General features: G+C 60.9%; 10 protein-coding genes. 6 read left to right on the top strand and 4 right to left on the bottom strand.

Annotated features, from left to right (window positions below):
• Positions 1–1130: 1130 nt before the first annotated feature.
• Complete coding sequence (locus U9R81_RS14220; protein WP_416180969.1) at positions 1131–1766, bottom strand: hypothetical protein; 636 nt, start codon at positions 1764–1766, stop codon at positions 1131–1133.
• A 507-nt stretch (positions 1767–2273) separates the two neighbouring features.
• Between U9R81_RS14220 and pepF the strand changes: the two genes are divergently transcribed.
• Entirely contained in the window at positions 2274–4082 is a 1809-nt protein-coding gene (pepF, locus tag U9R81_RS14215) for an oligoendopeptidase F (RefSeq protein WP_322496092.1), read from the top strand.
• Between the two features lie 49 nt (positions 4083–4131).
• On the opposite strand, the gene U9R81_RS14210 is transcribed toward pepF, so the two are convergent.
• Complete coding sequence (locus U9R81_RS14210; protein ID WP_322496091.1) at positions 4132–5175, bottom strand: ABC transporter substrate-binding protein; 1044 nt, start codon at positions 5173–5175, stop codon at positions 4132–4134.
• Positions 5176–5213: 38 nt separating this feature from the next.
• The gene (locus tag U9R81_RS14205; protein WP_322496090.1) at positions 5214–5978 is read right to left on the bottom strand and encodes an ABC transporter permease; all 765 of its coding nucleotides are present in this window, start codon (positions 5976–5978) and stop codon (positions 5214–5216) included.
• Positions 5979–6296: 318 nt separating this feature from the next.
• Between U9R81_RS14205 and U9R81_RS14200 the strand changes: the two genes are divergently transcribed.
• The 3 genes from U9R81_RS14200 to U9R81_RS14190 all read left to right on the top strand — a co-directional run bounded on the left by U9R81_RS14200 (position 6297) and on the right by U9R81_RS14190 (position 11523).
• Entirely contained in the window at positions 6297–8249 is a 1953-nt protein-coding gene (locus tag U9R81_RS14200) for an alpha-amylase family glycosyl hydrolase (RefSeq protein WP_322496089.1), read from the top strand.
• Positions 8250–8489: 240 nt separating this feature from the next.
• Positions 8490–10103, top strand: coding sequence for a PAS domain-containing protein (locus U9R81_RS14195; RefSeq protein ID WP_322496088.1), 1614 nt, complete (start codon positions 8490–8492; stop codon positions 10101–10103).
• 103 nt (positions 10104–10206) lie between these two features.
• Positions 10207–11523 (top strand): RtcB family protein, encoded by a 1317-nt coding sequence (locus U9R81_RS14190; protein ID WP_322496087.1) that lies wholly within the window; start codon positions 10207–10209, stop codon positions 11521–11523.
• Positions 11524–12362: 839 nt separating this feature from the next.
• On the opposite strand, the gene U9R81_RS14185 is transcribed toward U9R81_RS14190, so the two are convergent.
• Positions 12363–12911, bottom strand: coding sequence for a hypothetical protein (locus U9R81_RS14185; protein ID WP_322496086.1), 549 nt, complete (start codon positions 12909–12911; stop codon positions 12363–12365).
• A gap of 267 nt (positions 12912–13178) precedes the next feature.
• Here U9R81_RS14185 and U9R81_RS14180 point away from each other — a divergent pair, with 267 nt between their 5' ends.
• Together U9R81_RS14180 and U9R81_RS14175 are read left to right on the top strand one after the other, a co-directional pair.
• Complete coding sequence (locus tag U9R81_RS14180) at positions 13179–14123, top strand: hydroxymethylglutaryl-CoA lyase (protein ID WP_416180970.1); 945 nt, start codon at positions 13179–13181, stop codon at positions 14121–14123.
• 480 nt (positions 14124–14603) lie between these two features.
• Positions 14604–15248, top strand: a 645-nt coding sequence (locus U9R81_RS14175) for an SDR family NAD(P)-dependent oxidoreductase (RefSeq protein ID WP_322496084.1), incomplete at its 3' end; no start/stop codon positions are given.

Below are 15248 nucleotides of genomic sequence, written 5' to 3'. Positions count from 1 at the left end.
GCCGGCGTAGAGCGCAATCGGTTCGCCGGGGAGCCGCGCGGCTAGCGCGGTGGCGACGGCGTGGGCCGTGTCGGAGTATTGGCTGAAGATGATGCACCCATGCTCGCGCCACGTTAAGCCGTCGCTGCGTTGGCTGGTGAGAAAGGCGATCTCCGCTTCGAGTTTGGGATCGTGCGCTTCGGGCCGGCCTAGTTCATGCACAATGATGCGCAGATGGCTGATCTCTTTAGGGCTGAGATCGGTGAAGATCTCGGCTGGCTCGCTCTCATCATCGTCATCGATCCGCTCGTGGCCGAGCAGTTTGGCGGCGGTGGACTTGCCGGCAGCGAAGCTGGAACCGATCCGTTGCAGCAAGAGCGTCTTCATAAAGCCGGCGACGCGGGTGCGGGCGGCGAGGGTGCGGGTAAACGCTTCGGCGGCGGTGTAGGCGAGCGTGAAGGGGTGGTTGGTCAGCAGGCCTATGCCGTGGAACGGCACTCCCGGATAGGCGCCGGCAGGCGCGTTGGGATCAGGATGCACCCGCACTCCCACCTGTTCCAGCAATCCTTGCTTTTCGAGCGTGCTGCGCCGGCGCACAACGGTGTGGCGCACAATCGGGTTGTGGTTGGCGAAAAAGCCGGGGTCGAGCGCCGCACTGATGGCTTGTTGGGCGTCGAAGCGCAGCGAACTGTACCCTTGGGTGGCAGAGAACTGGTCGTCGGCCAATTCCAGCGCGTTGCGCAGAGTCAGGAAGATCGGATGTTCGCGCGCCGGCGGCAACGGATTGCGCAACCATTCCCATGCCTCGGCCTCATCAGCCATCTCTCGTTCGCCTTTGATGACCGGCAGCGCCTTTTCCCAGTCGCGCCAGTGCGAAAAAATGTCTCTACTTAGTACAAACTCAGCCCCTTCGCTTAAGATGCCCAACAGATCCCACAGCTCGGCGACGTCGGTTTGGATCGGGGTGGCGGTGCCGAGCAGTAGGTGGCGCATGCGCGGGGCAATCTTGCGCATAAACGCGAGCAGATTGTTCGGCGCGGTGCGCTGCGGTCTCAAACCGCCGCGCCGGCGCGCCCGGTGCGCTTCGTCGAGCACGACGACCCCATACTTGCGTTCGAGCAGGTAGGCGCTCTCTTTTGATTCGTGGAAAATCAGACCGGTCGAGACGATGGTAATCTGGGCGGGGCAGCGAGCAATATCTTCGGGGCCGCGGCTTCTGATGAGATGGCCTTGGGCGTCGATCCAACACTTATCGCGTGACGACCAGACTGCGCTGGGAATGCCGAGCTTGTCGGCCAATTCAGTTTGAGCGTAGCCGGGCAGAGGATCAGCACCGGCCCGTCATCGAGCAGCGCCGCCACCAACGCCGCCGTCGCTAATGAGAGCGTTTTGCCCAAACCGACTTCGTCGGCCAGCAGCAACCGCGCTTTACCGGAGGTCTCGCGATGGTCGAGGAAGGTGGTGACAAAGGCGCGTTGCCACGGCTGCAAGCCCTCGCCGCTGCGATAGATCGGCGCTTCGGCCAGCGCCGCTGCCGGCGTCTCCGGCGGTTTGAGGACGCTGATCGCGATCTCTTCCCGTTCGGCGATCCGCCAGATTTGTTCGACGATCAGGTCGGGCAGCGGCACTCCTTCGGCCCATAGCGCCGCAAACTCCTCTTCGACCCACTGCACCCCTTCCGGCGAGCGATCTTCCCATACGATCTCGTAATAGGCGGCGAAGGCGCTGCGCGACTCGTTCGCCGAACCGACAAAGCAGGTCTTGCTGCCATCGGGGTATTCGATCACGCCGGCCTTGCCGTGGAGGAAGAGCGGCCCTAGCGCTACATCAATCTATTGGATCGCATCAGCGAAAAACCGGCGCGCTAGCCACCGATTCGTTGCCCACAGCCGTTCGTGAGGCAGAAGCACACTCCTCATCTACTCCGATATGTTGTAGCACTATCTGCTTTTTTCAGACGCATGTATCATGGGTCAAGAATAAAATAATATAAGAAGGCGGAAACTTTGCGATCCCACTGGAAGTCAGCAGCACTCATTTCCCGCAAGCGCGGAAGCTTGGGATTGGGGAATAGAGGAGGCAAGATATCCCCTCCGCCCCATTCTGACCCTTTGCGATCTTCGCGTTCTCTGCGCCTTTGCGGAGCCGAGCCGTCCGGTTCTACGACGTTTTTGTCCCCTTTGCAGGTGAGAGCTGCATCCCCCACGCAATCCCTTGCCGAGTCAGGTATAATGGCGAACAGAGTGACTGTAGCGGCACAGCGTTGTGCCCATCCCATAATGAAAGGAACCACTATGACCCTTACCGCAAACCAAGTCCCGACGCGATCGGAAATACCGGTCGAATATACATGGGATTTGTCGCAAATCTTCGCCGATGTCCCCGCGTGGGAACAGGAACTCAGCGCGGTTGAAGCGCGCGCGCAAGAGCTGGCCGCCTTGCAAGGAACGCTGGCGCAGGGGCCGGCGCAGTTGCTGGAGGCGCTGACCCTGCGCGATGAAGTGGCGCGCCGGTTGTATGCGTTGTATATCTATGCGTTGCATCGCAAGGATAGCGATGGCACCGATCCGGTGGGGCAGGGGTTGGCCGAGCGGGCGAGCAGTTTTGCGGCCCGGATACAAGCGGTGCTGGCGTTTATTGAGCCAGAGATTTTGACGATCCCGGCGGAGACGCTGGACGCGTGGTTGGCGGCTACCCCCGGCCTGCAAGTGTATCGCTATGCGTTAGAGAAGTTGAACCGCCAGCGCGCGCATATTCGCTCGGCGGAGGTTGAGCAGGTGATGGCGGCGTTTAGCGATATTGTCCGGGCGCCTTATGCAACCTTCTCGATGCTGGCCGACTCGGATTTGCAGTTTCCGACGATTGAGGATGAGCAGGGCCAGCCGGTGAAGTTGTCGCATGCGCGCTACGGCCGCTTGCTCGAAAGTCCTGATCGGCGGGTGCGGCGTGATGCGTTCAAGGGGTACTACAGCGCGTTTTTACCCTTCCGCAACACGCTTGCTACCACTCTCGGCGCGGCGATCCGCTCGCATGTGATCGAGGCCCGGTTGCGCAATTATGGCTCGGCGCTGGAGGCGGCGTTGGCCCCGCATGAGATTCCGGTCGCGGTATACCATAACCTGATCGCGACCGTCGAAGCCAATCTGCCGCGCTTCCATCACTATCTGGCGGTGCGGCGGCGGTTGATGGGGTTGGATGAGCTGCATTTCTACGATCTCTACGTGCAGCCGGTGCCTGATGTGGAAATGACTATTCCCTACCGTGAGGCGTGCGATCTGATGCGAGCGGCCTTCCGCCCGTTGGGTGATGAGTATGGTGCGGCGCTCGAGCAGATGTTTACCCGGCGCTGGATCGATGTCTACGAGAATGTCGGCAAGCGGAGTGGGGCCTATAGCGGTGGTTCGTATGGCACACCGCCCTACATCTTGCTCAACTACCAAGACCGGCTGCGCGATGTCTTTACCCTTGCCCACGAATTGGGCCACTCGCTCCATTCGTACTTTACCCGCGCCACCCAGCCATTCGTCTATGGCGAGTACACCATCTTCGTCGCCGAAGTGGCTTCGACGCTCAACGAGGCGCTGCTGACCCACTATCTATTGCAGAGCGGTGCTGATGCGGCGTTGCGGCGGCGGTTGCTGGCTCAGCAGATCGAAGAGATTCGCGGCACTATCTTCCGCCAGACGATGTTTGCCGCCTTTGAGCTGTGGATGCACGAGCAAGCCGAGCGTGGCCAGCCGTTGACGGCTGATGCGCTCAGCCAGCATTACCGCGCATTGGTGGCTCGCTATCACGGCCCTGAACTAGTGATTGACGACGAGCTGGCCTATGAGTGGATGCGCATCCCGCACTTCTACTACCAGTTCTACGTCTACCAGTACGCAACCGGAATCTCGGCGGCGTTGGCGTTGAGCCGGCAGATTATCAATGAGGGCCAGCCAGTGATTGAACGCTACCTGCGCTTCTTGCGCAGCGGTTCGTCGCGGTCGTCAATCGATCTGCTGCGCGACGCCGGCGTCGATATGACCTCGCCGGCGCCGATTCAGGCCGCGATGGATACGTTTGCCGAATTGGTCAGCCAATTGGAACAGTTGGCGCCGTAACGTGATCGACGGGTGCGGGGACGCACGGCAGTGCGTCCCCCATTCGTATTTACCGCCGGCATTCAATGCCGCGCGCGCGGTAGTAGTCGTCAACCGCATCGGTTAATAATACCTTCGCCGGATCAACCGCGCTTTTCAGCACCCCCAGCGATCGCAGCAGTTCGGCCTCTTTAGTCCATGCCTGTCGATCGCTGGCCCCTACACACCACGCGCCAATGCCGTAGCGCAGCAATTTGATCGTTTCCGTCGCTTCAAACTCAAGATGGCCGCGGTCGAAATCGGGGTTGCGGGCGAGAATGATGTCGATCGCCGCTGCCGGGTCGGTGATCGCGTCTTGCCAGCCGCGTAGCGTGGCTTGGACGAACGCGCGCACGGTGTTGGGGTTCTTGCGGGCAAATTCAGCAGTGGTGAAGAGCACGTCACCCATTAGCTCAACGCCGTAATCGCGGGCAACGATCAGATCGATCTCGGCGCCGGCGGCGCGAGCGGTATAAGGTTGGTCGGTGGCGTAGACCGGCCAGACATCGGCCCGCCGCTCAAGGAAGGGGGCAAGGCTGTAGTCGCCGGGAAGCTCGGTGATGCTGGCCGGATCAACGCCGGTGGCGGCCAGCAGTGCCCGGTATTCAGTCTCAACATTGTCGCCGTAGAACATGCCGACTCGCCGGCCCACAAAGTCTTGCGGCGAACGGATGCCGCTGTCGCGATGCACCATAAACGCGACCGGACTGGCTTGGAACCACGTCGCCAGCGCGACGACCTCAATCCCTTGTTCGCGGCTGATCAAGATGGTATCGGCGCCGGTGCTGCCAAAGGTGTTCGCGCCGGTCGCAACCAGCGGCAGCGGGATAGCGTCAGGCCCGCCGGGCAAGATGGTCACGTTGAGGCCGGCGTCACGGTAATAACCGCGCGCGTCGGCCACCAGATAGCCGGCAAACTGAAATTGGGGCAGCCATTGCAGGCGCATGGATACATCGGTGACTTCGGGCTTGTCTGAAGCAGTAGGAGTGTTGCTGACCGGATTCGAGCTGGCGCAGCCAGTTACGATAACAAGTAGTACATTTAATGCCAATAACAAGAGATGATGGTGTGACATAACAAATCCTCACGCCAGCAGATAATCCTACGCTATGATCACCGTTCTCGTTCCCAGTAGACAATAGAGCGTTCGAGCAGCAAAAACAGGCCGTGGAGGGCCAGCGCCAAGCCGGCGGCGGCAGCGATTGCAGCAAAGGCCCGGTCGGTGGCCAGCCGGTAGGTCGAAGTGGTGATCAGGTAGCCAAGGCCGCGCCCGGCGCCAGAGAGTTCGCTGACCAAGGCGCCGATCACAGCCAGCGCACCAGCGACGCGCATCCCGCTGAAGATAAACGGCAGCGCCGCCGGCAGGCGTAGTATGCGCAAGATTTGCCACTGTGACGCGCCATACGCCTGCATCATCGCCAATTGTTCGGGCGCGGGGCGGCGGAGGCCACTGATGGTGGCGATGAGCAGGGGAAAGCTGGCGAAAAGAGCGGCCATTGCTGCGCGGGGGGCAAGCCCTTCACCCAGCCAAATGGTAAGCAGCGGCGCCAAGGCGACAGAGGGCAAACTCTGGCCAAGCAAGACCCACGGGTAGAGAGCATCTTCGAGCGGGCGCACGAAGAGGAAGGCGATGGCGAGGGTGAAGGCGATCAGCGTGCCAACCGCAAGGCCGATCAAGGCTGCATTGGCGGTGGTAAGGGTATGGTCGAGCAACCGCACGTCGGGTTGGAGGGCAGCGGTGATCACTCGCGATGGTGGCGGCAACAGATATGCCGGAATACCGGCGGCGGGCAGGCCCCATTCGAGCGCCGCCAAGAGCGTGATGCCGAGCGCCAGCGCCGAGACGAAACGGCGAAACAGGTTTGGTGGCATAGTCATCGTTTCCATAGCACTTTATTTTACCATGAAGTGGTGCAGGTGTTGCTACGGCGCGCAATGACATGGGCCATCTGTCATTGCGAGGGGGTGGGGCAACCCTGCGCAGCGGGGTGCCCAGCCCCCGAAGCAATCTCCCGCTTCAGCGGTATGAGTGTCTGAGCGGGTAGCGCCCGTGCTTGTGGGGGATTGCTTCGCCGCCTGCGGCGGCGCGCAATGACAGGTGGGGAAGTTGGCAGCAATTGCCAGTTTCGCTGGTTTCGGCGATACTTGCGCCGGAAACCACTGCCAGAGCGGGCAGTGGCGTGGTGAGGTTTGCGTATGCACGAATGGGAACGGATACCACGCGAAGCGGCGCGGTCGCTGGCCCGATTGCTGCCGCGGGTCGAGCAGGCGTTTGCGGCTGCCGGCGGCAATGCCGCTGATTGGGTCGCATTCGAGCAGCGGTTGCGCCGGGAATGGCCGCGTCTGTTTGAGTTGTTGCTTGGCTTGTACGGCAGCCAATACGACTTCTTTTATCATCTCGAACAACTGCTGATCGCGATGGCGCAGAGTTGGAGTGAGCGGCCACTCTGGCTCAAGCAGCGCGATGCTGTGCGCGAAGCTGATAGCGAGTGGTTCCAGTCGGAACGGATGATGGGCGGGGTGCTCTATGTCGATCGCTTTTGCGGCACGCTGAACCGGCTGCGTGAGTTTATCCCCTATTTCAACGAGTTGGGCTTGACCTACTTGCACCTGATGCCGTTGTTTGCCGCGCCCGAAGGAAACAATGACGGTGGCTACGCGGTGAGCAGCTACCGCGAGGTGAATCCGCAAATCGGCACCACGGCAGAGTTGGCCGCCTTGGCCCAAGAACTCGATCGCGCTGGGATAAGTCTGGTGTTGGATTTTGTCTTTAACCATACTTCTGACGAACACGAATGGGCGCGGCGGGCGCAGGCCGGCGATCCTGATTATCAGGAGTTCTATTTCCTCTTTCCCGATCGTACGATGCCCGACGCTTACGAACGCACGCTGCGCGAAATCTTCCCCACCGTGCGTCGTGGCAGCTTCACGTGGCGGCCCGATATGCAGCGCTGGGTGTGGACCACCTTCAACAGTTTCCAATGGGATCTCAATTACGCCAACCCAGCGGTGTTTCGGGCCATGGCCGCCGAGATGCTCTTCCTCGCTAATCTGGGGGTGGCGGTGCTGCGCCTCGATGCGGTGCCGTTCATCTGGAAGCGGTTGGGTACCAATTGCGAAAACCAACCGGAAGCGCACCAGATCATTCAGGCCTTCAACGCGATTGCCAGAGTGGCCGCCCCGGCGCTGCTCTTCAAATCAGAGGCGATTGTCCATCCTGACGATGTGTTGAGCTACATTAGCCCGCATGAGTGCCAGCTTTCCTACAATCCGCTGCTGATGGCGCTGCTCTGGGAGTCGTTGGCGACGCGCGAGGTCAAGTTGCTGGCCCATTCGCTCAGCCATCGCTTCCGTTTGCCGGCGGGGTGCGCGTGGATCAACTATCTGCGCTCGCACGACGATATCGGTTGGACGTTTGACGATAATGATGCGCGCGCCGTTGGGATTGATCCGTGGGGCCATCGCCAGTTTCTCAATGCCTTTTATACGGGCCGTTTCACTGGTTCGTTTGCCCGCGGCTTGCCGTTCCAAGAAAACCCCGATACCGGCGATGCGCGGGTGTCGGGCACGCTGGCCTCGCTGGCCGGGTTGGAGCAGGCGTTGGGCAGCGGCGACCCGCAGATGATCGATACCGCGATCCGGCGGATCGTGCTTCTGCACAGCGTGATCTTGAGCATCGGCGGCATTCCGTTGCTCTATCTCGGTGATGAAGTGGGGACGGTCAATGACTACAGCTATGTGACCGATCCATCCAAAGCTGTTGACAGCCGTTGGGTTCACCGGCCCACCCGCAATCAGGCCGGTATGGATCACCGTCACGATCCCGCGACCGCGTCTGGACGCATCTTTGGCGAGCTGGTGCGGCTCATCCGGCTGCGCGCGTCGTTGCCCGCCTTGCGCGACGGCGCGATGGACGTCGTGCGCAGCGACAACCGCCACGTGCTGGCGTATGTACGGCGAGCGGGATCACAGCGAGTGTTGGTGTTAGCCAACTTCTCGGAATACCCGCAGCCGATTGCCGGCAACCTCTTGCGCATGTATGGCCCCGGCGTCGAACTGTTCGACGTGGTGGCAGAGCGCGCGATTTCGGCCAATGAAGTGCTGGTCTTGCAACCGTACCAATTTGTTTGGCTCACGCCGGTGTGGTGAATTGCCTGCGTGGCATATCGTAGAGACGTGGCCGGCAACGTCTCTGCGATATACATTAAGAACTATCGAAACAGTCAAATGTTTGACAAATATGCGTATCCATTGATTGCTAACTTTATTTTGTTTTAACGCATTTTTAACAACCACATCGCTTGTCTAAATGAATATTGTTGGATATACTATCCTTGATTTTTATTGTAATAATTGCACCCTTCAGCAAATTCAGCGCCAAGGATTGATATGGCCAACAACCTTCCCCCTGCTGCCACCAGTGAGGTCGAACACTTACGCGCGCAAGTCGCCGCCTTGCAAGCGCAGCTCGCGCACTGGCAACACCTGATCGAGACGGCGAATGTCTTGGTGGTCGATCTCAACGCTGATGGCACCATCCGCTACCTTAATCCAGCTGCCGAACGGGTCTTTCAGATCACGCGTGATGGCTGGGCCGGCCGTTCGCTGTTGGGTTTTCTTGCGGCTGAGGATCGCGCGCGGGCGCAGCAGGCGTTTCTTGAAGCCATCCAAGCGCATTCGCCGAGCCTGATGTTTCAGTGCCGGGCGCAATCGCCGGCAGGTGAATTTCACGGGTTATGGACGGTGGTGTTGCACTACGATGCTGAGGGAAACTATAGTGGCGCCTCGGCCATTGCGTATGATGTCGGGCCGATCGAGCAGGCGTGGCGCGAGGCGGAAGCAAGCCGGGCGATGTTGCAGTTGGTGATTGATAGTCTGCCGCAGGCGATCTTCTGGAAGGATCGCGATTCGCGCTATTTGGGCGCTAACCGGCGCTTGCTGGAAGATGCCGGGATTGCCGACCTCGCTGACCTGATTGGCAAGGCTGACACCGATCTGCCGTGGGTTGAGCAGGCCCCCCTATACCGGGCCGGCGATCTGGCGGTGATGGAACACGGGCCAAAGCTGAATATTGAAGGGCCGTTGACCCGCGCCGATGGGACGCAAATCTGGCTCCGCACCAACAAGTTGCCGCTCGTGCGCAATGGCGAGGTGATTGGTGTGCTGGCGATGTATGAAGATATCACCGAAGAGCGGCGGCAGGCCAATGAGTTACGCACCTTTAAGGCGTTGGTTGATAATGCGCCGGATGGGATCATTGTCGCTGACACTAATCAAGTGATTACCTACGCCAATGCAGCAATGAACGCTATGTTGGGCTACCAATCACTGGTTGGGATGCCGGCGCAAGCTATTGTGCCGCCCCACACGTTGCAGCAGATGCCAGAGTTGATCCAGCTTGCGTTGGCTGGCGGTAAAGCGAATGTCCAAGTTGATTATTTACGCCGGGATGGCGCCACTATTACGGTGAATGCGGCTGGATTAGCGGTCTTTAACGAAAGTGGCCAGCTTATCGGCTTTGCCACCATCAACCGCGACATCAGCGAGCAATTGCGGTTTGAAGAAGAGCGTCGCCAAATGCAAGAGCAGGTGATCGCGGCGCAGCAGGCGATGTTGCGCGAGCTGAGCACGCCGCTGTTGCCGATTGCCGATCAGGTGGTGGCGATGCCGATTATCGGTGCCATTGATAGCAATCGCGCGGCGCAGATTATGGAGACCCTGCTCGAAGGGGTAGCGCGCTATCGGGCGCGGATCGCGATCCTTGATATTACCGGTGTGCGGGTGGTGGATACGCAGGTGGCCGGCGCGTTGATGCGGGCAGCTCAGGTGGCGCGTTTACTCGGCGCGCAGGTGGTGATTACCGGGATCGGCCCCGAAATTGCGCAGACGTTGGTGCATATTGGCACTGAATTGGCCGGTATGATCGCCAAGCCCAACTTGCAAGAGGGGATTGCGTTTGCGCTGCGCCAGCGCAATGGTGATCGGGCGCTGGTTGGCGTATAATTGGATTGGTGTTGGCCCATAACCTTCTCGCTCAGTGCGGCAGCAACGCTGCCGCACTGAGCGTCTTCGTCGAGGAACGTGAACGAGAAAGGAGGTGAGATTGATGAAAGCGGCCCAACTGCTAGCTGATTATGCCGATCATCCGGCCTTTCGCCAGATCTGCCGCACAGCCAGCCAGATGTTGCGCGACGGGATGGAACCGGCAGCTGTGCGGCAAGAGGTTGCCGCTCGCTACGGCGCACCGCCGGAAGCGCTGAAGTTGCGTGAAAAGCCGCAGCCGCTGAAGATTATCGGCGAGCATCTCGTCGAACCGGGGGCGATTGAGCAGATCCGCACTGCCTTGCGCTTGCCGCCGGCGATCCGCGGTGCGTTGATGCCCGATGCTCACCAAGGCTATGCGCTGCCGGTCGGTGGTGTGATTGCGTACGACCGCGCCGTGGCGCCGTATCAGGTTGGGGTTGATATCGGCTGCCGCATGCACTTATCGATCTTGGCCGGCATGACGCCAGTCGATGCGCAGCGCGAACGGCAACACTTGCTCGATACCATCACCAAAGTGACGGTGTTTGGGATCGGTTCGCCCAAGAAGCCGGTGGCGACCCACCCGATCCTTTCCGATCCACGCTGGCGGGCGACCAAACTGTTGCGCGAGCTGCATGAGTTGGCGAAATTGCAGATCGGCACCTCAGGCGGCGGCAACCATTTTGCTGAGATTGTGGTTGGCGAGTGGCTCGATACCGGCAAACCGTTTATTGGCTTGTTGACCCACAGCGGGAGCCGTGGCGTCGGCGCGAAGATTGCCAACTACTACGCCGAATTGGCCGACCGCGAGACGGCGGCGATCGCGAAGGGGATCCCGCGCACGTATGGCTGGTTGAGCACCGAGAGCGAAGCAGGCCAAGAATATTTATTGTCAATGCGGTTGGCCGGTGATTTTGCCCGCGCCAACCACGAGGTGATCCACGAGCGGTTTGCCAAGGCGTTGGGTGTGCCGGTGGAACGGGTGATCGAGAACCATCACAATTTTGCGTGGGAAGAACGGAATGGTCTGGTGATCCACCGCAAGGGCGCTACACCCGCCGAGGCTGGCGTATTGGGGATTATCCCCGGTTCGATGGCGACGGCGAGCTACATTGTGGAAGGGCTCGGTGATAAAGCGACGCTCGCCAGCGCGGCGCATGGCGCGGGACGGCGCTTTAGCCGTTCGGAAGCGCGGCGGACGATTACGCCGGTTATGGCAGCGGCAGTCGTGCGTGAGGCAGGGGTGTTGGTGCATGGATTGGCCGTCGATGAGTCACCCTTGGCCTATAAAGATATCGAAGCGGTGATGGAGGTGCAAGTCGCTGCCGGCTTAATTCGCCCCGTCGCCCGCATGCGCCCCTTAGTCGTTGTCATGTCCGGCGCCCCCGGTGAAGACTAGTAGCGGCGCACGGCTGTGCGCCGCCTGTGCCCGCTAGGCAAGGAACCCGGCCCTTCAGGGCCGGGCTAGGGTACGAAGCCCGCTGCGCGGGCTGATGCCCTCAACCCCCAACCCCTCTCCCACCTAACGGCTGGGGGGAGTGTTTGTACCGCAGAGGGCGCGGAGGACGCAGAGGAGGAGCTGCCGGGTAGGTAGGAAAGCCATTGCTCGCGCGGAAGGCAGCAGCGCCCCTCGCCCGCTTCCCGACTGTCATTGCGAGGGAGCGGCGGCCCCCAGCCGCGCTGGGTAGCGCCCAACCGAAGCAATCTCCCGCTCTAGCGGCGCCAGCCGGCTCAGGGATAGCAGGCGCTGAAGACCCTAACGAAGCCTGCGGTGCGATTGGGGTTGCCCCCCGCCCCTCCCCCGCTGGGGGAGGGGGTACCGCAGAGCGCGCAGAGGACGCAGCGGGGGAGCCGCTCGGTGACGGTACAGCCATTGCTCGCGCGGAAGGTTGTAGCACCCCTCGTCCGCACGAGCGGGAGAGGTTTTTATGCTATGAGTGACTGCATCCCGCTCTTGCGGGAGATTGCTTCGCTGCCGCTAGCGGCTCGCAATGACAAGCAGGGCAGCGGGAGATTGCTTCACTGCCGCTAGCGGCTCGCAATGACAAGTAGTGCGGCAGTTCTTCGCCCAAAACCCGATTGCGTCCTCTGCGTCCTTCGCGCCTTGGCGTTGGAAGCCTCTGCGTCTTTGCTCGCTGTGCGGCTTACAAATGCACCTCGCCGCTTGCAGTATGGTAGGCAAAAAATCGCCCCCTCTCCCACCAGATGGGAGAGGGGACGGGGGGGTGAGGGCAACCCTTACTTCTTATCCAGTGCCCCATTGACGATGCCCATCATCACTTTGCCCAACTCGGCCTGTGCCTCAATCACGCGCTGCATCGCCTCTTGCCAGCTCTGCATCACCTTCTGCACCTGCGTGCTGTCCCAACCCCGCATCACATTGGTCGGATCCGACTTCTTCAGCATATCGAACCAACCCTCGACAAAGCGAGTTTGGCTATCGTTGAAGTTGCGGGTCATCTCCAGCACCTGCCGGCTCCACTCGACCACTGCGGTCGGCGAGACCGGATTGATGCCGGGCATTGCCGGCATTCCCGGCACCGTCGGCATTGTCGGCATATTGACGCTGTTGGCAGCAACCGCCTCAGCCCACAGCCGGGTCAACTCGACTTGGGCCTCAAGCGCCTGCTTGACCGTGCCGCGCCAGCTATCCACCGTCTTCTGCCATGCCTCGGGGTTTTGGGGGGCAGCCATGTATTGCATCGATGCCATCCAGCTATCCCACACCTTCTGCTGCGTGCCGGTCCACATCTTGATCATGTCGTTCGCCTGCTTTGCCCAGTCCATTGGAACCTCCATTCAGCGTTGGCCGCTGTCTTCCCGTTTCTTGTGCCTCGCGTTGTGCGGGTCTGTTGTCAGCGTAGAGGAATAGGTTACACTAGAGTTACTGATGTGTTTCAGTGCAACGATTTGACAGGCGACTGAGTTACAGGGGAGCGGGGTGAACCAAGATATACGCATGCGTGCATTTGACAGAACGCGAGCGTCTATCTACCATACTGTTACATCACTCAAACTTTTGCGTCTTCCCGCCAACCGTTTGGGAGGTCAATGATGACCGTTATGGAGATTGCCGCGCTGCCGGCTGTCGTTCATATTCGCGAAGTGGGGCCGCGTGATGGTTTGCAGAATGAGCCGGTCATCCTCAGTACGGCGCAGAAAGTCAAGCTGATTGATCTGCTTTCGGCGACCGGCTTGCAGGCGATTGAAGTAGGAGCGTTCGTGCGCCCGCAACAGGTGCCGCAGATGGCCGATACCGAGGCGGTGTTTGCCGGCATTACGCGGCGTCCGAGAGTGGTTTACAGCGCAATTGCGCCCAACGTAATCGGGGCGCGGCGAGCCATTGCCGCTGGCGCTGATGTGGTACAGGTCTTTCTGAGCGCCAGCGAGAGCCATAACCGGAGTAATGTCAATATGAGCATCGAACAGTCGCTGGCGCAAGTGGCCGAGATGGCCGAGCTCGTGCATGGGGCTGGCAAGCCGTTCGATGCGGTGTTGTCGGTCGCGTTCGGTTGCCCGTTCGAGGGTGACGTGCCGGTCGAGCGGGTGCTTGATCTCTGCCAACGTTTGCTGGATTTAGGCGCTGAGCAGTTGACGCTCGGCGACACGACCGGGATGGCGCACCCATTGCTGGTGCAAGAGGTGGTGCGCGCGTTTCGGGCCCGCTTCCCGCGCCAGCGGTTGCGGTTGCATCTGCACAGCGCGCGCGGGGCCGGTTTGGCCAATCTGCTGGCCGGCTTGCAGTTGGGGGTTGATCTGTTTGACTCGAGCATCGGCGGGATCGGCGGCTGCCCCTTCGCCCCCGGTGCGCCGGGTAATCTGTGTACCGAAGATGTGGTGCATCTGTTGCATGAGATGGGCATTAATACCGGCTTGAACCTGCCGGCGTTGATGGCGACGGCCCGCGAATTAGAGCGGATGTTGGGGCACGAGGTGCCCGGCCAAACGATCAAGGCCGGCATTTGCAAACACCTCCGTGATCGCGAACCCGCCCCGTAGGGGCGCACTGCCGTGCACCCCGGCACGGTGTTTCAAGGGCGGACAGAACGTATGAGCGCAGGTGTGGTTCATGGCGTTGCGATGCGCCGGTGTGTCCTCACCCTCAGACCCTCTCTCACTGGCGTTCAAGGGCGGACAGAACATCTACTCTGGAACCCGGCCTGAAGGTCCGGGCTAGGATTACGAAGCCCGCTGCGCGGGCTGCTGGCCCTCACCCCCGGCCCCTCTCCCACTGGTGCGGGAGAGGGGAGCGGAGAGTCGAGCGGAGAGTCGAGCGTTGAGGCATCGTACAGCGATGAATGGTTTATCGACCAAATGTTCTGCCCGTCCCTCAACTCACTGGCGCGGGAGAGGGGAGTGGAGAACCGCGTGTTGCGGCGTCGCATAGCGATCAACAGTTGCACGCAACCAAGGGTTCTGTCCGTCCCTCAAGGGTCGGCGGTTCGTGTCTGGCAGTGCGCCTAAGGAAACCACGTAATTATGGATCCACGCAATCGCGTTGTCATCATCACCGGCGCGTCGAGCGGCATTGGCGCCGCCACTGCTCGTTGTTTCGCCGCCGCCGGAGCGCGGCTCGTGTTGGCCGCCCGTTCCGCTGAGGCGTTGGCACAGGTGGTTGCCGCGCTGCCACAGGCGATCGCCGTGCCTACCGATGTGGCTGATCCGGCAGCCTGCCACCGGTTGGTCGAACAGGCAGTGGCTGCGTATGGTCAGGTTGATATCTTGATCAACAACGCCGGTATTGGTCTCACCGGGCCGGTGACGAGTCTTGCCCGCGCCGATCTCGAACGGGTGTTAGTCGTCGATCTGCTCGGCCCGATCTGGCTGACCCAAGCGGTTGTGCCGGTAATGCGCGCCGCTGGTCGCGGACAGATCATCAATGTCTCGTCGGTGCTGGCGGTGCAGCCATTGCCGTACTTGGGCGGCTATGCCGCGGCAAAAGCGGCGCTCGAGCAGATCAGCAACGCGCTGCGCATCGAATTGCATGGCAGTGGCATTGCGGTGACGGTGGTGCGCCCCGGCACGACCCGCACCGATTTTAATCAGCGCCGGCTGGGCAGTGGCCGCGAGCGACGGCGGATTGCGCCCCCCGGTGTGCCGCCCGAAGCAGTGGCGCGCGCGATC

It is taken from the genome of Chloroflexus sp. (assembly GCF_034435895.1).
Lineage (GTDB): Bacteria > Chloroflexota > Chloroflexia > Chloroflexales > Chloroflexaceae > Chloroflexus.
The sequence above is the reverse complement of the archived record's forward strand: the minus strand, read 5'-3'. Positions and strand labels throughout refer to the sequence as shown.